Below are 17,417 nucleotides of genomic sequence, written 5' to 3' on the forward strand. Positions count from 1 at the left end.
GAGGCGCGCGGACGGCATACCGCGTCGTCGTCGAGGGCGTATGCCGGGTGCCGCAGACCGCGTCGTCGCTAGGCTCCCAGCGTGCTGACCATCGCGTTCCCGGCCCAGGCGTTCGACACCAACTGCTACGTCCTCGCCCCGGAGGCGGGGGAGGAGTGCGTCATCGTCGACCCGGGGGTCGGCGTCGAGGAGACGCTCCGGGAGATCCTGTCGCAGCACCGGCTGCGGCCGGCTGCGGTGCTGCTGACCCACGGGCACGTCGACCACGTCTACTCGGTCACGCCGGTGTGCGGGTCCGACACCGCGGCCTACATCCACGCGGACGACCGCTACCGGCTGCACGACCTCCTCGGTCGCAGCAACCCCGGGCTCATCGCCATGTTCGAGCAGCAGTTCGGCGCGGCCGCGACGTGGACCGAGCCGACGAACGTCGTCGAGATCGGCGACGGCACGCGGCTGACGCTGGCCGGCATGGACTTCGACGTGCTCCACGCCCCGGGGCACACCGAGGGATCGGTGATGTTCGGCACCGACCGCGTCCCGGACGGCATCCGCGAGCAGGTCGACGTCGACCGGACCATGATCACCGGTGACGTGCTCTTCGCCGGCTCCGTGGGCCGCACCGACCTGCCCGGCGGCGACCCGGCCGCGATGCAGCGCAGCCTGCGTGACGTCGTGCTGCCCCTGCCCGACACGACGCTCGTGCTGCCCGGCCACTACCAGGCCACGACGATGGCCCAGGAGCGCGCCACCAACCCCTACCTGAAAGACTTGCCCGCGTGAGCACCCCGCAGCCCAAGGCCGCCAAGGTCATGCCGATCAGTGGCTTCCCCGAGTACCTCCCGTCCGAGCGCATCGTCGAGCAGCGCTTCCTCGACGTCATCCGCGAGACGTTCGAGCTGCACGGCTTCTCGTCCGTCGAGACCCGGTCCATCGAGCCGATCGACCGCCTGAGCTCCCAGGGTGAGGACGCCGACAAGGAGATCTACGCGGTCTCCCGACTCGCCGGGGGCAGTGACGACGACGCCCGGTGGGGCCTGCACTTCGACATGACGGTCCCGTTCGCGCGCTACGTGCTCGAGAACGCCGGCAAGCTCTCCTTCCCCTTCCGCCGGTACCAGATCCAGAAGGCGTGGCGCGGCGAGCGACCCCAGGAGGGCCGCTACCGCGAGTTCACTCAGGCCGACATCGACGTCGTGGACGTCGGCCAGCTCTCGCCGCACTTCGAGGCGGAGATGCCGCTCGTCATCGCCGACGTTTTCGGCAAGTTCCCGGTGGGCGAGTTCGTCATCCAGGTCAACGACCGCAAGATCCCCAACGGCTTCTACCAGGGCATCGGCATCACCGACGTCATCGGGACGCTGCGCATCGTCGACAAGCTCGACAAGATCGGCCCGGAGAAGGTCAAGGCGCTGTTGCTCGAGTCAGGCACGACCGACGAGCAGGCCGACCAGTGCCTCGCCCTCGCCGCGATCCGCTCGACCGACCTCGGCTTCGTCGAGCAGGTCCGCGCCCTCGGTGTGGAGCACCCGCTGCTCGACGAGGGCCTCGAGTCGCTGGCACGGGTCATCCGTACCGGAATGGCCCACGCACCGGGCAAGCTCGTCGCCGACCTCCGGATCGCCCGCGGTCTCGACTACTACACCGGCACCGTCTACGAGACCCAGTTCGTCGGTCACGAGTCGTGGGGCTCGTTCTGCTCCGGCGGTCGCTACGACGCCCTCGCCAGTGACGGCCGGACGACCTACCCGGGCGTCGGCATCTCGATCGGCGTGACGCGCATCCTCGGTCTGCTCATCGGCCGTGGTCTCGTGACGGCCTCCCGCTCGACCCCCGCCGCCGTGCTCGTCGCCCTCACCGACGACGAGTCGCGCGAGGAGGCGGTGGCGGTCGCGACGGCCCTGCGCAGACGCGGCATCGCCTGTGAGGTGGCGCCCTCGGCAGCCCGCTTCGGCAAGCAGATCCGCTACGCCGAACGCCGGGGCATCCCTTTCGTCTGGTTCCCGGGTGCGGGGGAGTCGGGTGACGAGGTCAAGGACATCCGCTCGGGCGAGCAGGTTCCGGCCGCGGCCGACTCGTGGAGCCCGCCCGCGCAGGACCTCGTGCCCCAGGTGACGCGCACCGACACCTGACCCGGGGCGCGACCACCGTGGGGGGTCGGTCGCGGTCACGTGCCGGGCGGCGGCCGCAGCCCCTGCTCCCTCAGCTCGAGCAGGGCGAGCCGGTGGATGACGTCGCGGTCCTGGCGCCGCCAGGCGCCCGCAGGGTCGTCGGACACCCGCGCCAGCGCCCGCATCGGTTGCGTCGCCAGGGCCCGCAGCGCGAACAGGTCGAGGTCCTCGCCGGCGTCGATGAACCGCTGCGACCGGGTGGCGTTGCGCACGAAGCGGACCCGGACGTAGAGCCAGACCGCGAGCACGATCAGGATGGGCACGAGCGCCGTGGCGAGCCCCAGCACGACGGCGAGCGTGTCGACGGTCTCCGCCATGGAGGTCCCGGCCGACTGGAGCGTCTTGCCCGACCCCGCGGCCTGGGTCAGCCAGCCCTTCAGCTGGTCGCCCACGAGCGGGAGCTGGCCCGCCTGGTTGCCCGCGCCCGTCAGGGCGCCGTCGACCGAACGGCCCGCCGAGGTGATCGAGTCGGCGGGGGCGCGGAGGCGGTCGACGGTGTCGTGGACCTGGCGGCCGGCATACACCCACACCCCGAGCCAGAGCAGCATGAACACGTCCGACAGGATCTGCCGGGTGCGTCGGGCGGGCGCGTCCGCGTAGAGCCTCACCACAGGGTCGCGGTGGTGAAGAGGACGGCGACGAACAGGTACAGCGCCGCGACGCCGCCGACCGCAGCGGCCACCGACCCGACGAGGAACCCCTGCGCGAACGCGCGCAGCCGCGGCAGTGCGACGGCCACGGCCGACGCGGCGACTCCCATGGCGACGACGGTGAGGCCGAGGGACAGGGTGAGTCCGGTGACGACCGTCGCCCCGACGCTCACGAGGGCGAAGACCCCACCTGCGACGGCACCCTGGCGACGGGTGAGGCCCACCGGCCGGGCGCCCTCGGACGACGGCTGCGGCCGGACCGGTCGGTCGTCCGGCCCCGTGGTGGGCGGCGACGACGGGGTCGTGGGCCACGTGTAGCCCTCCTGTGGCGTCGGGTCGGTCATGTCGGCTCCTCCCTGGTCGTCTGACATGTGCACCGCTGCCCACACTCTGGCAGGAGCGCCGTGTCGAGGGGCGGTTGGGCGAGCACGTGAACGGTCCGCGGGGCCCATGGATACAGTGGCTTCGCGGCCCCTGCGGGCCTCTTCTCACCACGGCAACGGCGCCGTGGCCGAGTCAGTCCGGAAGGAAGTGCAGCACCATGAAGGTCGGCATCCCCCGCGAGGTCAAGAACCACGAGTACCGCGTGGCCATCACCCCCTCAGGCGTCCACGAGCTCGTCGAGAACGGGCACGACGTGCTCGTCGAGAAGGACGCCGGCATCGGGTCCCAGATCAGCGACGACGACTACGCGGCCGCGGGGGCTCGGGTCATCGGTTCCGCGGACGACGTCTGGGGCGAGTCCGACATGGTGCTCAAGGTCAAGGAGCCGGTGGCCGAGGAGTACCACCGCATGCGTGAGGGCCTGACCCTCTTCACCTACCTCCATCTCGCCGCCGACAAGCCGCTCACCGAGGAGCTCGTCAAGCGGAAGGTCACCGGCATCGCCTACGAGACGGTGCAGCTGCCGTCCGGCGGCCTGCCGCTGCTCTACCCGATGTCCGAGGTGGCCGGCTGCCTCGCGCCGCAGGTCGGCGCGCACGCGCTGATGCGCGCCCAGGGCGGCCGCGGCGTCCTCATGGGCGGCGTCGGCGGCGTGGCCAACGCCAAGGTCGTCATCCTCGGCGCCGGGGTCTCCGGCCAGAACGCCGCGAACATCGCGCTCGGCATGGGCGCCGACGTCACGCTCCTCGACACCGACCTCGACAAGCTGCGGATGTCGTTCTGGCGCTACGAGAACCAGGTTCACGGACTCGCCTCCAACCGGCTCACCGTGCAGCAGCAGGTGCAGGAGGCCGACATGGTCATCGGCGCCGTCCTCATCCCCGGGGCGGCCGCCCCCAAGCTCGTCTCCAACCAGCTCGTATCGCAGATGAAGCCGGGCTCCGTGCTCGTCGACATCGCCATCGACCAGGGCGGTTGCTTCGAGGACAGCCACCCGACGACGCACGCCGACCCGACCTACCGCGTGCACGACTCGGTCTTCTACTGCGTGGCCAACATGCCGGGCGCCGTGCCCAACACCTCCACCTACGCCCTGACCAACTCGACGCTGCCGTATGCCGTGAAGCTGGCCAACCAGGGGTGGCGTGACGCCCTGCGCAGCGACCACGCCCTCGGCCTCGGGCTCAACACCCATGACGGACACGTCACCTACGCGGGCGTGGCCGAGGCGCACGGCATGCAGTCGGTCTCGCTCGACGAGGCCCTGTCCTGACCGACCAGGTCGTCACCGGGCCACCCGCGGCACGGCTCTCGCGCCTCGAGCGCGACGTCCGCGGGTGGCTCGACCACGTCCGGGTCGAGAGGGGCGCCTCCGACAACACCCTGAAGTCCTACGCCCGCGACCTGCGCGCCTACACCGCCTACCTGGCCGCCAGGGGCGTCGACGAGCCCGGGCGGGTCACCGAGGCGGACGTCACCGACTTCCTCGCCTCCCTGCGTGAGCGCGGGCTGGCCGCGTCGTCGGCGGCGCGCACGCTCGTGGCGGTGCGCGGCTTCCACCGCTTCCTCGCGCTCGAGGGCGAGGTCGCCGGCGACCCCGCCGCCAACGTCGCACCGCCCAAGCCGCCCGCCCGCCTGCCCAAGGCCATCCCGATCGAGGCCGTCGAGCGTCTCCTCGCGGCCGCGTCGGTCGGCGACACGCCCGAGTCGCTGCGCGACCGCGCCCTGCTGGAGGTCCTCTACGGCATCGGCGCACGCATCAGCGAGGCCGTCGGCCTCGACGTCGACGACATCGAGACGGCCGGCCCGGACGAACCCGCGGCCGCGGGTGCGGCGCGCGGGGGAACGGCGTCGGTGCGCCTGCGCGGCAAGGGCGGCAAGGAGCGCATCGTCCCGGTCGGTCGCTACGCCGTCGAGGCCGTGACGGCATACCTCGTCCGGGGGCGGCCGGCCCTCGCCACGCACGGGACGGGCGGTCCGGCGCTCTTCCTCAACCAGCGCGGCGCGCGCCTCTCCCGCCAGTCCGCCTGGGCCGTCATCCGTCGCGCGGCCGAGCGGGCCGACCTCACCGAGCACGTCTCGCCGCACACGCTGCGGCACTCCTTCGCAACGCACCTGCTCGACGGCGGAGCCGACGTGCGCGTCGTGCAGGAGCTGCTCGGGCACGCCTCGGTGACCACGACCCAGATCTACACGATGGTCTCGGTGCACCGACTCCGCGAGGTCTATGCGGGCGCCCACCCCCGCGCCCGCTGATAAGGTCACACGTGATCAGCGCGAGGCTGACCGCAGCATCCCAGGGCCAGGCCGAGCGGAGTGGGAACACCCGGTGAACGAGGAGTCACACGACACCATGCAGTCCGTGCCGTCGGAGCAGCTCGACCAGACCCGCGACACCCCGGTGAGCGCCGTCCCGCGAGTCGCGCAGCTGCCGGGCACCGAGTCCGCTGGATCCGGCGCCATGGGTCCCACCGGTCGCCCGCTGCCTGACTTCCCGGACCCCGGTCCGCTCTCGAACCACGGCCCGGCGCGCATCATCGCCATGTGCAACCAGAAGGGCGGCGTCGGCAAGACGACGACGACCATCAACCTCGGTGCGGCCCTGGCCGAGCTGGGCCGCAAGGTCCTCGTCATCGACTTCGACCCGCAGGGTGCGCTCTCGGTCGGCCTCGGCGTCAACGCCCAGGAGCTCGACACGACGATCTACAACCTCCTCATCGAGCGCGGCCACGACGTCCACGACGTCATCCAGCAGACGCGCACGCCGAACCTCGACCTCGTGCCGGCCAACATCGACCTGTCGGCGGCCGAGGTGCAGCTCGTCGGCGAGGTCGCCCGCGAGCAGATCCTCTCCCGCGTGCTGCGCCCCGTCGTCGACGAGTACGACGTCGTCCTCATCGACTGCCAGCCCTCGCTCGGCCTGCTCACGGTCAACGCTCTGACAGCCGCCCACGGCGTCGTCATCCCGCTCGAGTGCGAGTTCTTCGCCATGCGCGGCGTCGCCCTGCTCATCGACACCATCGACAAGATCACCGACCGCCTCAACCCGCGCCTGCAGGTCGACGGCATCCTGGCCACGATGTACGACAGCCGCACGCTGCACAGCCGGGAGGTCGTGCGCTCGGTCGTCGACCACTTCGGCGAGCAGGTCTTCCACACCGTCATCAGCCGCACGGTGAAGTTCCCCGACGCGACCCTGGCCGCCGAGCCGATCACGTCGTACTCCTCCGAGCACTCCGGTGCCAACGCCTACCGCCAGCTCGCTCGCGAGCTCATCGCGCGCGGCGGCGCAGCCTGATCCGCAGTGATCTGATGACCGAGCAGGACACCGTCGACCGCCCCGCGGTCGACGTCGACGACGCTGCCGTGCCCCCGGAGACGACGGTCGAGATCGCCCCCGCGCCGGAGCTGACCCCCGGTGGCGTCATCACGCGCCGCGCCTCCTCACCCTTCGAGGTGCACCTCGAGATCTTCTCCGGTCCCTTCGACCTGCTGCTCGGCCTCATCAGCAAGCACAAGCTCGACATCACCGAGGTCGCGCTCGCCCAGGTCACCGACGAGTTCGTCGCGCACATCAAGAAGGCCCAGGCGGCCGACAGCGACTGGGACCTCGGCCAGGCCTCGGAGTTCCTGCTCATCGCCGCGACCCTGCTCGAGCTCAAGGCGGCGCGCCTGCTCCCGCAGTCCGGCCCGCAGGACGACGAGGACCTCGCGCTCATCGAGGCCCGCGACCTGCTCTTCGCTCGACTGCTGCAGTACCGCGCCTACAAGGAGATCGCCGGCATCTTCCGCGACCGGATGGCGACGGTCGGACGCATCACCCCGCGCCAGGCCGGCCTCGAGCCCGAGTTCGCGAGCCTGCTGCCCGAGCTCGTCATCGCCATCACGCCGGAGCAGTTCGCGATGATCGCCGCCCGGGCGATGACGCCGAAGATCGCGCCGACCGTCGGCCTGGAGCACCTGCACGCCCCGCAGGTCAGCGTGCGCGAGCAGGCCGCCATCATCGTCGACCGGCTGCGCCACCGCGGCCAGGTCTCCTTCCGCAGCCTCGTCGCCGACGCCGACAGCACGCTCGTCATCGTCGCGCGCTTCCTCGCGCTGCTCGAGCTGTTCAAGGAGGCCGCCATCGCCTTCGAGCAGGCCGAGGCGCTCGGCGAGCTCGACATCCGCTGGACCGGCACGGAGGACGGCGACATCGCCATCGACGACGAGTTCGACGAGGACGACACCGAGGACGACACCGAGGACGAGACCGAGGGCGACCAGGGGGACCCGGGCGACCTGGACTCGAACGATCCCGACGAGACGGGCGGCGACACCGCTGCACGGACAGGAGCAGACGATGAGTGACCAGTCGGCGCAGGGGCCCGACGCGACCGCCGAGGCGGACGTGGCCGTGGAGCCCGACGTGGCCGTGGAGCCCGACGACCACGACGGTGCCGACGAGCAGATCGCCTTCGACATCAACGACTTCCCGGGCGGCGCCCGGTCTGCCCTCGAGGCCGTGCTCATGGTCGTCGACGAGCCCGTGACCGAGGTGGCGTTGGCGTCGGCGCTCGAGCTCCCCGTCGAGGACGTGCGCGGGCACCTGCACGCCCTCGAGGAGGAGTATGCCGCCGCGCAGCGCGGGTTCACGCTGCGCAGCGTGGCCGGCGGGTGGCGCGTCTACAGCCGGTCCGACTTCGCGCCCGTCGTGGAGAAGTTCGTCCTCGACGGGCAGCAGGCCAAGCTGACGCAGGCCTCGCTCGAGACGCTGGCCGTCATCGCCTACCGCCAGCCCGTCTCGCGCGCCCGCGTCAGCGCGGTCCGGGGCGTCAACGTCGACGGTGTGGTGCGCACACTGACGTCGCGCGGACTCATCGAAGAGGTCGAGGACCTCGGGGAGAGCGGTGCGATGCTCTATCGCACGACCCCCTACTTCCTCCAACGCATGGGACTGTCGTCGCTCGACGACCTCCCGGCGCTGGCGCCCTACCTACCGGACGCCGACGTCATCGACGAGCTCATCGAGGAAGGACACGCATGAGCGAGTACTCCAGGTCACCCCGCCAGCCACGCAAGAAGGGGTCCGGCTCGTCCGGTTCGTCAGGGGGCACCGGCGGCGCCCGCCGAGGGGGTCCCGCGGCCGCCCGTGGTGGCTCCGGTTCCAAGGGGCGCACCGGTCGACCCGTCGCGGGCGGACGCAGCGGGGGAGGCGCCAAGGGCGCGGGACCGCGTTTCGCCGGCTCGACCAAGGCGAGCCAGCCCACCAAGCTGCCCGAGCGCAGGGCCACTCCCGAGATCGACGTGCACGACCCCGACGGCGTGCGCCTCCAGAAGCTCATGGCCGCCGGCGGGGTGGGCTCGCGGCGCGTCTGCGAGAACCTCATCGAGCAGGGCCGTGTCGAGGTCGACGGTCAGATCGTCACCGAGCTCGGCGTGCGCATCAACCCGCAGACCCAGGTCGTCCACGTCGACGGGGTGCGGGTCAACCTCGACGAGGACCGCGTCTACCTCGCCTTCAACAAGCCCAAGGGCGTCGTCACGACGATGCACGACGAGCTCGGGCGCATCTCGCTCGAGGACTACGTCGGCAACCGCGAGGAGCGGCTCTTCCACGTCGGGCGCCTCGACGCCGACACCGAGGGCCTGCTGCTGCTCACCAACGACGGAGACCTGGCCCACCGGCTGCAGCACCCGGCATACGGCGTGCTCAAGACGTACATCGCGACGATCCGCGGACCGGTCCAGCGCGACGTCGGCAAGCGGCTGCGTGACGGTGTCGAGCTCGATGACGGCCCGGTGAGCGTGGACTCGTTCCGCATCGTCGACCACCAACCCGGCAAGGCCATGGTCGAGGTGGTGCTGCACGAGGGGCGCAAGCACGTCGTGCGCCGCATGCTCGAGGCCGTCGGCCACCCGGTGCTCGAGCTCGTGCGCACCGAGGTCGGGCCCATCCGTCTCGCCGACCTCAAGTCGGGGCGCCTGCGCCGGCTCAACAAGGCCGAGATCGGCGCGCTCTACAAGGCCGCCGGTCTGTGATCCGGACGCCCCGCCGGCGTGACGACACCCTCGCTACGCTGACGGGGTGAGCACGCACGTCCACATCGTCGGTACGGGGCTGATCGGCACCAGTCTTGGAATCGCTCTGTCCCACAACGGGTTTCGAGTGTCCCTGGCTGACCCTTCCCCGACCGCGGTTCGTCTGGCGCGTGATCTCCAGGCGGGCGAGGTCGCCGACGACGAGACCTCTGCACCCGATGTCGTCGTCGTCGCCGCGCCCCCCGACGTCACGGCGCGCGTCGTCGTGGACGTCCTGGACCGGTGGCCCGATGCCGTCGTGACCGACGTCGCCTCGGTCAAGGAGTCGGTGCTGCGCGTCGTGCTCGACTCCGGCGCCGACGCCAGCCGCTACGTCGGCTCGCACCCGATGGCCGGGCGCGAGCGCTCCGGCGCAGCGGCAGCGCGCGCCGACCTCTTCGACGGCCGGGCCTGGGTCATCGTCCCCCACGAGGGCTCCACCGACGCAGCCGTCCGCCGCGTGCGCGAGGTGGCCCTCGCCGTCGGCTCCGCCGTCCGCGTCATGCCCGCGCACGAGCACGACGAGGCCGTCGCCGCCGTGTCGCACGTCCCGCAGCTGGCCGCGAGCATCGTCGCGGCGTGCCTGCGCGAGCTGCCCGAGTCGGCCGTGGGGCTCGCCGGCCAGGGGTTGCGTGACGTCACGCGGATCGCCGCGAGCGACCCACGCCTCTGGACCCAGATCCTCGCCGGCAACGCGCCGGCCGTGCGCGACGTCCTGCGCCTCGTCCGTGACCAGGTCGACGACGTCGTCGGGGCGCTCGACGCACTCGTGGACGCCGACGGGGACGGGTCGCTCGGCACGCTGAGTCGCGTCCTCGAAGCCGGCAACCTCGGCCACGCGCGCATCCCCGGCAAGCACGGTGCCGCCCCTGCGGCATACGAGGTGGTCTCGGTCGTGGTCCCCGACGAGGCCGGCGCGCTGGCCCGGCTGCTCACCGACGTCGGCGAGGCCGGCATCAACCTCGAGGACCTCCACCTCGAGCACGGTCTGGGACAGGCGGTCGGCGTGGCCGAGATCTCCGTCGTGCCCGCCTCCGTCGAACCGTTGCGCGCCGAGCTGGCACGGCTCGGCTGGCGCGTCCACGACTGACGGTCCGGCCCCCGGGCACGTCCGGGCGGACGACGTCCAGGCACTATCCTCGTCCGCATGCCGCAGAGCCCCGATGACCACCTGTCCGGATTCGTCGTCGCCGTGGACGGGCCCTCCGGCTCCGGCAAGTCGAGCGTCAGCAAGCAGGTCGCGCGCGCCCTCGGCTACGGCTACCTCGACACCGGCGCCATGTACCGCGCGCTGACGTGGTGGTGCCTCCACGAAGGTGTCGACCTCACCGACCCGGACGCGATCACCGCTGCGGCACAACGGTTCCCGCTGCACATCGGCACGGACCCCGACGCCCCGACCGTTGCGGTCGACGGCACCGACGTCGCCGCTGCGATCCGCGAGACCGGCATCTCGACCAACGTCTCGGCGGTGGCCACGGTCATCCCCGTGCGCGAGATCCTCCGGGTCCTGCAGCGCCGGCTCATCTCCGAGGCCGCGGCCGCGCAGGGTGGGGTCGTCGCCGAGGGCCGCGACATCACGACCGTCGTCGCCCCCGATGCGCCCGTCCGCATCCTGCTGACGGCGTCCGAGGAGGCCCGGCTCGCCCGCCGCTCCACCGAGCTCCACGGGGCCGCCGACGCCGCCGCGGTCGCCGCGACCCGCTCGCAGATCGTCGACCGCGACAAGGCCGACTCGGCCGTGTCCGAGTTCACCGTGGCGGCAGACGGGGTCACGACGATCGACACCTCGCACCTCGACTTCGACGGCTCGGTCGAGGCGGTGCTCAAGGTGGTCGAGGCGGCGCGGGCGTGAGCCAGGCGGTCGCTCCCCACCCGAGCCGGGCCCGGATCGGCCGCCCGATCGGCAAGGTCATCTTCAGCACCCTCTACCGCGGCACGGCGCTGCACGCGGACCGCGTCCCGCGCACTGGTCCGGTCATCCTCGTGGCCAACCACGCGGCCTTCCTCGACGGGCCCCTCGTCTTCGGCCTCGCGCCCCGCCCGGTCAGCTTCCTCGTCAAGCAGGAGGCCTTCTCGGGCTTCTGGGGCTGGACCATCCGCAACGTCGGCCAGATCCCGATCGACCGGTCGGTGGGCGACCGCGCCGCCCTCGCGTCGTCGAGCGCCGTCCTCGAGGCCGGGGGAGCGGTGGGCATCTTCCCCGAGGGCAACCGCGGCGACGGCGAGGTCCACGAGATCAACCACGGCGCCGCGTGGATCGCCCTGCGCACCGACGCCCAGATCGTGCCGGTGGCGGTGAGCGGCACCCGCGTCCCCGGCGCGAGCAAGGACGACTGGCCGGCCTTCCGCTCACGTCTGGTCGTCGACTTCGGAGACCCCTTCCGGCTCGTCACGGAGGCCGGAGTGCCCGGCCGGGACCGCCTCAGACTGGCCAGCGACCAGCTGCGCGAGGCGCTCGCGTCACATGTACGCCGCTCGCGGGTGGAGAATGGTCCCTCAACAGACGTTCACTGATTCGAGGACACCGTGACTGACGAGACCGCCCGCCCCATCGACGAGGGCGCTCCGATCTCGACCCCCGCCCCCGTCGTCGACGACGCCGCCGTGGAGCGAGCCCTGCGCGCCGGGCTCGAGGACTTCGAGCTGAGCCCCGAGGACCAGGCCCTGCTCGACGCCCAGGGCGGCCTGTCCGCCGACGCCGGCCCCCAGGGCCCGCTGCCGGTGGTGGCCGTGGTCGGCCGCCCGAACGTCGGCAAGTCGAGCCTCGTCAACCGCATCCTGCGCCGGCGCGAGGCCGTCGTCGAGGACGTCCCGGGCGTGACGCGTGACCGGGTGTCCTACGAGGCCGAGTGGGGCGGTCGCCGCTTCACCATCGTCGACACCGGCGGCTGGGAGGCCGACGCCACCGGCATCCACCTACGGGTCGCCGAGCAGGCCGAGATCGCCATCGACCTCGCCGACGTCGTCATGTTCGTCGTCGACGCCACCGTCGGAGCGACCGACGACGACGAGGCCGTCGTCAAGCTGCTGCGCCGCTCGGGCAAGCCCGTCGTCCTCGTCGCCAACAAGGTCGACGACCAGCGGGGCGAGGCCGACGCGGCCATGCTGTGGAACCTCGGCCTCGGCCAGCCGTTCCCGGTGTCGGCCGTGCACGGCCGCGGCAGCGGAGACGCGCTCGACGCCGTGCTCGCCGTCCTGCCCGACGTCTCGGCCCACGGCGCCTACGCGCAGGGTGGCCCGCGCCGGGTCGCTCTCGTCGGCCGGCCCAACGTCGGCAAGTCGAGCCTGCTCAACCGCCTCGCCGGATCGGACCGCGTCGTCGTCGACAACGTCGCCGGCACGACCCGTGACCCCGTCGACGAGCTCATCGAGCTCGGTGGCACGACCTGGCGCTTCGTCGACACGGCCGGCATCCGCCGTCGCGTCCACCAGAGCCGCGGTGCCGACTTCTATGCCTCACTGCGCACGCAGACCGCCCTCGAGAAGGCCGAGGTCGCCGTCGTGCTCATCGACGCCGAGGAGCCGATCGCCGAGCAGGACATCCGCGTCGTGCAGCAGGTCATCGACTCGGGTCGCGCCCTCGTCATCGCCTACAACAAGTGGGACCTGCTCGACGAGGAGCGTCGCCACTACCTCGAGCGCGAGATCGAGAAGGAGCTCGTGCAGGTCCCGTGGGCCCCGCGCGCCAACATCTCGGCCCGCACGGGTCGGCACATGGACCGCCTCGTACCGGCCATCGAGACCGCCCTGGAGTCCTGGGACACCCGGGTCCCCACCGGCCGTCTCAACGCCTTCCTCGGCGAGATTGTGGCCTCGCACCCGCACCCGCTCCGGGGTGGCAAGCAGCCGCGCATCCTCTTCGCCACCCAGGCGTCGACGCGTCCGCCGCGCTTCGTCATCTTCGCGTCGGGCTTCATCGAGGCGGGCTACCGCCGCTTCATCGAGCGTCGCCTGCGTGAGCAGTTCGGTTTCGAGGGCACGCCGATCGAGGTCTCGGTGCGGGTCCGCGAGAAGCGTCGCCGCTGACCCGAGCGGGAGACTGCCTCTCGCGGGGGCCGATTGGGAACAGTGGCGCCCGGTGCGCTACTGTTCCTTTCGCCCCGAGGGGCATTCGGGCTGTGGCGCAGCTTGGTAGCGCACTTGACTGGGGGTCAAGGGGTCGCAGGTTCAAATCCTGTCAGCCCGACCGAATCGCAGGTTGTAGGAATCCGCTGAAGACCTGCGGAGACGACGAAGGCCCGTGCCGGAGCACCATCCGGCACGGGCCTTCGTCGTCTCCGCGACCAGCTGGGCGTGCCGTCCGGGTCGTCCGGGTCGCCCGGTTCGCCCGGATCGCCCGGATCGCCCGGATCGCCCGGATCGCCCGGATCGCCCGAGGGCGGGTGGGTGCCGCTTCCAGCAGATTCACGTCGGCGTGTCGTCGTACGCCCATGTCCGTGCCCCACTGTGTGACTGAACTCGTCACGACAAGGCAGGGGGCGCGGTGACCGTGCAACGTTCCGAGGAGGACGCAGCCGTCTGGCCGCTGTCCCGCGACTGGCTTCGGGGGACGTGCCGCAGGGAGCTGCTGCCGGTGTGGCTCGTCCTCGGCGGCTGGACCGTGCTCTGGGGGGCCTATGCGGTCCAGAACCTGCTGATGCGCTCCTGGGGCATCTTCCCGATGGCTGCCCGGATCCTGCTCTCCGGCGGACCCAGCGGAGGGTTGCACCTCTACTCGGTCCGGCCCGACTTCCAGTTCGGCCCGGTGTCGGTCCTCGTCGCTGCGCCTCTCGCGCACCTGTCCCTGCACGGCTCGAAGTGGGTCGCCGGGGTCCTCATGACGGTCGCCGGACTCTGGCTGGTCGCCGTCATCGCCGGATCCAAGGCGCGCGACGTGGGCATCCCCGCACGACGGCCACTGCTCGTCGGCGGCCTGCTCGTCATGCCGGTCTGGCCCCTCCTCTCCCTGACCAGTGGCCATCTCGACGACGTCCTCGCCCTCGGGTTCGGCCTGTTCGGGATCCTCCAGGTCCAACGGCGCAACCCGGTCTGGGCTGCAGCCCTGCTCGCCCTCGCCGTCGACAGCAAGCCCTGGGCCCTTCCCTTCGGGGTGGCCCTGCTGGCGCTGCCCCGCACACAGTGGCTCAAGGCCGCGGCCGTCTTCGGCGGGCTCGTCGCCGCGGCGTGGCTGCCCTTCTTCATCGCCGACCCGGCGACGATCGCCGCGGTCAAGTTCCAGCTGCACATCTCGTACGGGTCGGTGCTGTCGATCTTCCACCTCAGCGGACCGATCCCGCCCTGGGTGCGCCCGGCACAGCTCGTCGTCGCGGTCGCCATCGGGATGCTCGCCGTCCGCGCGGGAGTGCTCCAGGCGATCCTGCTCGCGACGGTCGCGGGCCGGATCCTGCTCGACCCGGCCATCGCGTCCTACTACACGGCCGGGGCCGTCATGGTCGCGTTCTTCATGGACCGCACTCGGAGCTGGCGCGTGCCGTGGTTCACCGTGGCAGTCGTGGTGCTGCTCTGGGCGCCGCAGCTGGTCCAGCTCGGCAACGACTGGTACGTCGTCACCCGCTGGCTGCGCCTGCTCTGGGGGGTCGGGACCCTCGCCGCGCTCGTGGTGACCCTGCTTCGGCACGGTCGCCCTGTCGCCCAGGAGGCGGGGCAGACGGCGGCCTGACCGCCTGCCCTGACCACGTTCCCTGACGGTTCTCCACGGGGTGCCGGGGATTCGGGGCAAAGGACAGGTATCTGGGGACGGCAGCCAACACACTGTTGGTAAGCCTCGAGGAGCCGGGCTCGTCGGGGACGTGTCTAGTGAACGGAGTCCCCGATGTCCCTTCAGCCCCTCGCCTGCATCATCCCGCCGGACCTGCTCGCCGCCGTCGCCCGAGAGGCGGACGCGACGCAACGGCAGGCCCTGCTCGACACCCTCCAGCTCGACCAGAGCTTCCGCGTCGTCCGTGCCGAGAACGCGGCCCGGACCGTCGAGACCACCCGGGCGCTCACGCCGCGCGTGGGCGCCGGCACGCCGAGCCGGTCGATCTACGACCAGAAGCACTCGACGGCCACCACCCCCGGAACGCTGGCCCGCTCGGAGGGCCAGGCGCCGGTGGCCGACGTCTCGGTGAACCAGGCCTACGACAACTTCGGCTACACCTACAAGCTCTACTGGGACATCTTCCACCGCGACTCGATCGACGACCAGGGCCTGCCGATCGAGGGTCTGGTCCACTTCGGGGCGAACTACGACAACGCCTTCTGGGACGGTGCCGGCCACATGTTCTTCGGTGACGGCGACGGTCAGATGCTCACCGACACGACCAAGGGCATCGACGTGGTCGGGCACGAGCTCACCCACGGGGTGACCCAGCACGAGGCGAACCTCACGTACTCCGGGCAGTCCGGGGCCCTCAACGAGTCGGTGTCCGACGTCTTCGGCTCGCTGGTCAAGCAGTACCACCTGGGCCAGGACGTGGCGACCGCCGACTGGCTCATCGGCGCCGACATCGTCGGCCCGCAGCTCGCACCCGCCCTACGGTCGATGAAGGCACCGGGCACCGCGAACCACTACGACAACCAGCCCGCGACGATGGACGGCTACGTCCACACGACCTCCGACAACGGCGGCGTCCACACGAACTCGGGCATCCCCAACCACGCCTTCTACGTCATCGCCACGACCATCGGGGGCAACGCCTGGGAGGCAGCGGGACAGATCTGGTACGACACGCTCGTCGACCCGAGGCTGCGGCCGAACGCGACGTTCTCGAAGTTCGCCGCCCTCACGCTGCGGTCGGCTCGGACCCGTTACGGGGCATCGAGCAACGAGGCAGCCGCCGTCAAGACGGGCTGGGACGAGGTGAAGGTCAGGGTGCGGTGAACCTGCCCGGTTCCACCGGTGACCCAAGCGGGTTACCGGACCCGGCCCACCCCCGGGACATGAGCGACGCCGGACTGCACGTCACGTACCGTCGTAGCGGCGGGATCGCGGGCCTGGACCTGGTGGCCGAGTGCGCCGGCTCCGACCTCCCGCAGGACCACGCCCGGGTGGCGCGGGACCTCCTCGACGCCCCGGCGGATGAGCCGGGCAGGGGCGGCACGGAGCGTGAAGCGGCCGTGGTCCCCGCGGGCGCCGACCGGTTCACCTACACCGTGCACATCACCGACGGGACCCGGCACCGGACCCTCACATGGTCCGAGGGCGCCGTCCCCTCCGCCGCGGAGCCGCTCCTGGCGAGCCTGGGTGGCCTCGCCACCCCGCAACGGGCGCCGTGACCCGTGACCCGTGGAGCAGGACCTCCACGAGGCACCTGACAGCGACGGGCCGTGCTCTCCTCCGAGAGCGCGGCCCGTCGTCGTTGTCGTATGCCGTCCGCGCCCTTGCGACGGTTGGCGGCGCCTCGCGAATCCGCCCGTAACGCAAGCCTTCCCGGCCTTCGCTGCAAGGACTCCCTTGGCGCCACAAGCGTTCCGCAAGGTATGCGCAACATTGCCCGACGTGCCCTGTTTCCGGCTGATTCGCGTGTCAGTGTTGCACCAGCAGATCACCAAGAAACGGTAAAACCACTCGAGGGAAAGGTCATGGGGGACCATGCGCACTGAGAAGAACTCCGCGAAGAAGAGCTCCGCCAGGAAGAACTCCACGAAGAAGAAGTCCGCTGCCTTCCTCGCCGCCGGCGTCATCGGTCTCGCGACGGCCGGCGGGGCCTACGCCTACTGGACCAGCCTCGGTGGCGGCAGCGGCACCGCGTCGACCCGTGGCGGAGCCTCCAACGTCTTCCAGGTCACCGGCAACGTCGCCAACGCGATGTACCCCGGCGACAGCGCCCAGACGGTCACCGCGACGGTCACGAACAACGGCAGCGAGAACTACAAGCTCCAGGCCGTCAAGGCCTACGTCTCGACCGACAAGCAGGGCTGCGACGGGAGCGACTACAAGCTCAACGGCGCCGTGGCCCCGACGAACGCCACGGACGCCGTCGCCATCGCGGTCACGCAGGCCGACCTCGCCCCGGCAGCCACGACCAGCGGCACCTTCACCATGCAGTTCAACAACAAGTCGACGAACCAGGACGCCTGCAAGGGCGCTGCCGTGACCATCACGTACATCGCCAGCTGAGACCCCGGCGGGGTGGGCCGCCGCATCGACCCCGGCGCCCACCCCGTC

Annotated in this window: 18 protein-coding genes and 1 tRNA gene; 17 read left to right on the forward strand and 2 right to left on the reverse strand. The window is 71.5% G+C overall.

Annotated features, from left to right (window positions below; all coding sequences use genetic code 11):
- The first annotated feature begins 81 nt into the window (after window positions 1-81).
- Both TAE01_RS11455 and hisS read left to right on the forward strand, forming a co-directional pair.
- Complete coding sequence (locus TAE01_RS11455; protein WP_147066528.1) at window positions 82-783, forward strand: MBL fold metallo-hydrolase; 702 nt, start codon at window positions 82-84, stop codon at window positions 781-783.
- Entirely contained in the window at window positions 780-2,132 is a 1,353-nt protein-coding gene (gene hisS / locus TAE01_RS11460; protein WP_147066530.1) for a histidine--tRNA ligase, read from the forward strand. The genes TAE01_RS11455 and hisS overlap by 4 nt, the downstream gene beginning before the upstream one ends.
- Window positions 2,133-2,167: 35 nt before the next feature.
- Here the strand turns inward: hisS and TAE01_RS11465 are convergent, their stop codons facing one another.
- Both TAE01_RS11465 and TAE01_RS11470 read right to left on the reverse strand, forming a co-directional pair.
- Entirely contained in the window at window positions 2,168-2,779 is a 612-nt protein-coding gene (locus TAE01_RS11465; protein WP_147066532.1) for a hypothetical protein, read from the reverse strand.
- The gene (locus TAE01_RS11470) at window positions 2,776-3,165 is read right to left on the reverse strand and encodes a hypothetical protein (protein ID WP_147066533.1); all 390 of its coding nucleotides are present in this window, start codon (window positions 3,163-3,165) and stop codon (window positions 2,776-2,778) included. Before TAE01_RS11470 ends, TAE01_RS11465 begins: the two co-directional genes overlap by 4 nt.
- Window positions 3,166-3,362: 197 nt before the next feature.
- Between TAE01_RS11470 and ald the strand changes: the two genes are divergently transcribed.
- The 15 genes from ald to TAE01_RS11550 all read left to right on the forward strand — a co-directional run bounded on the left by ald (window position 3,363) and on the right by TAE01_RS11550 (window position 17,369).
- Window positions 3,363-4,478, forward strand: a complete 1,116-nt coding sequence (gene ald / locus TAE01_RS11475; RefSeq protein WP_147066534.1) for an alanine dehydrogenase — start codon at window positions 3,363-3,365, stop codon at window positions 4,476-4,478.
- Window positions 4,475-5,461, forward strand: coding sequence for a site-specific tyrosine recombinase XerD (gene xerD, locus TAE01_RS11480; protein WP_147066535.1), 987 nt, complete (start codon window positions 4,475-4,477; stop codon window positions 5,459-5,461). Before ald ends, xerD begins: the two co-directional genes overlap by 4 nt.
- A gap of 205 nt (window positions 5,462-5,666) precedes the next feature.
- Window positions 5,667-6,503, forward strand: a complete 837-nt coding sequence (locus tag TAE01_RS11485) for a ParA family protein (RefSeq protein WP_222594118.1) — start codon at window positions 5,667-5,669, stop codon at window positions 6,501-6,503.
- Between the two features lie 14 nt (window positions 6,504-6,517).
- Window positions 6,518-7,555 carry a segregation and condensation protein A gene (locus TAE01_RS11490; protein ID WP_147066538.1) on the forward strand — a complete coding sequence of 346 codons (1,038 nt, stop codon included), beginning with the start codon at window positions 6,518-6,520 and terminating at the stop codon, window positions 7,553-7,555.
- Entirely contained in the window at window positions 7,548-8,231 is a 684-nt protein-coding gene (gene scpB, locus TAE01_RS11495; RefSeq protein ID WP_147066539.1) for an SMC-Scp complex subunit ScpB, read from the forward strand. The genes TAE01_RS11490 and scpB overlap by 8 nt, the downstream gene beginning before the upstream one ends.
- Window positions 8,228-9,226, forward strand: a complete 999-nt coding sequence (locus TAE01_RS11500; RefSeq protein WP_147066540.1) for a pseudouridine synthase — start codon at window positions 8,228-8,230, stop codon at window positions 9,224-9,226. The genes scpB and TAE01_RS11500 overlap by 4 nt, the downstream gene beginning before the upstream one ends.
- A 46-nt stretch (window positions 9,227-9,272) precedes the next feature.
- A complete protein-coding gene (locus TAE01_RS11505) occupies window positions 9,273-10,355 on the forward strand; it encodes a prephenate dehydrogenase (RefSeq protein ID WP_147066542.1) in 1,083 nt (360 codons plus the stop codon).
- A 57-nt stretch (window positions 10,356-10,412) separates the two neighbouring features.
- Window positions 10,413-11,120: a (d)CMP kinase gene (gene cmk / locus TAE01_RS11510; RefSeq protein ID WP_147066544.1), complete on the forward strand. Its 708-nt coding sequence runs from the start codon at window positions 10,413-10,415 to the stop codon at window positions 11,118-11,120.
- The gene (locus tag TAE01_RS11515; RefSeq protein WP_147066547.1) at window positions 11,117-11,782 is read left to right on the forward strand and encodes a lysophospholipid acyltransferase family protein; all 666 of its coding nucleotides are present in this window, start codon (window positions 11,117-11,119) and stop codon (window positions 11,780-11,782) included. The genes cmk and TAE01_RS11515 overlap by 4 nt, the downstream gene beginning before the upstream one ends.
- Window positions 11,783-11,794: 12 nt before the next feature.
- Window positions 11,795-13,294 (forward strand): ribosome biogenesis GTPase Der, encoded by a 1,500-nt coding sequence (gene der, locus TAE01_RS11520; protein WP_147066550.1) that lies wholly within the window; start codon window positions 11,795-11,797, stop codon window positions 13,292-13,294.
- Window positions 13,295-13,380: 86 nt separating this feature from the next.
- Window positions 13,381-13,454, forward strand: a tRNA-Pro gene (locus tag TAE01_RS11525).
- A 297-nt stretch (window positions 13,455-13,751) separates the two neighbouring features.
- The gene (locus TAE01_RS11535) at window positions 13,752-14,927 is read left to right on the forward strand and encodes a hypothetical protein (protein WP_147066552.1); all 1,176 of its coding nucleotides are present in this window, start codon (window positions 13,752-13,754) and stop codon (window positions 14,925-14,927) included.
- Between the two features lie 153 nt (window positions 14,928-15,080).
- On the forward strand, window positions 15,081-16,130 hold the full coding sequence (locus tag TAE01_RS11540) for a M4 family metallopeptidase (RefSeq protein ID WP_147066553.1): 1,050 nt from the start codon (window positions 15,081-15,083) through the stop codon (window positions 16,128-16,130).
- Window positions 16,131-16,189: 59 nt separating this feature from the next.
- Entirely contained in the window at window positions 16,190-16,525 is a 336-nt protein-coding gene (locus tag TAE01_RS11545; RefSeq protein WP_147066554.1) for a protealysin inhibitor emfourin, read from the forward strand.
- Between the two features lie 316 nt (window positions 16,526-16,841).
- Entirely contained in the window at window positions 16,842-17,369 is a 528-nt protein-coding gene (locus tag TAE01_RS11550; protein WP_147066555.1) for a hypothetical protein, read from the forward strand.
- Window positions 17,370-17,417 lie beyond the last annotated feature (48 nt).

This window comes from Terrabacter aerolatus (assembly GCF_007991735.1).
GTDB lineage: Bacteria > Actinomycetota > Actinomycetes > Actinomycetales > Dermatophilaceae > Terrabacter > Terrabacter aerolatus.

What these genes read in the sequence shown, in the direction of transcription:
- TAE01_RS11485 (WP_222594118.1), top strand. Translation starts at nt 5,667, where the DNA reads ATGGGTCCCACCGGTCGCCCGCTGCCTGACTTCCCGGACCCCGGTCCG.
- TAE01_RS11550 (WP_147066555.1), top strand. Translation starts at nt 16,842, where the DNA reads ATGCGCACTGAGAAGAACTCCGCGAAGAAGAGCTCCGCCAGGAAGAAC.
- TAE01_RS11540 (WP_147066553.1), top strand. Translation starts at nt 15,081, where the DNA reads ATGTCCCTTCAGCCCCTCGCCTGCATCATCCCGCCGGACCTGCTCGCC.
- cmk (WP_147066544.1), top strand. Translation starts at nt 10,413, where the DNA reads ATGCCGCAGAGCCCCGATGACCACCTGTCCGGATTCGTCGTCGCCGTG.
- ald (WP_147066534.1), top strand. Translation starts at nt 3,363, where the DNA reads ATGAAGGTCGGCATCCCCCGCGAGGTCAAGAACCACGAGTACCGCGTG.
- TAE01_RS11500 (WP_147066540.1), top strand. Translation starts at nt 8,228, where the DNA reads ATGAGCGAGTACTCCAGGTCACCCCGCCAGCCACGCAAGAAGGGGTCC.
- TAE01_RS11470 (WP_147066533.1), bottom strand. Translation starts at nt 3,165, where the DNA reads ATGACCGACCCGACGCCACAGGAGGGCTACACGTGGCCCACGACCCCG.
- TAE01_RS11545 (WP_147066554.1), top strand. Translation starts at nt 16,190, where the DNA reads ATGAGCGACGCCGGACTGCACGTCACGTACCGTCGTAGCGGCGGGATC.
- TAE01_RS11490 (WP_147066538.1), top strand. Translation starts at nt 6,518, where the DNA reads ATGACCGAGCAGGACACCGTCGACCGCCCCGCGGTCGACGTCGACGAC.
- scpB (WP_147066539.1), top strand. Translation starts at nt 7,548, where the DNA reads ATGAGTGACCAGTCGGCGCAGGGGCCCGACGCGACCGCCGAGGCGGAC.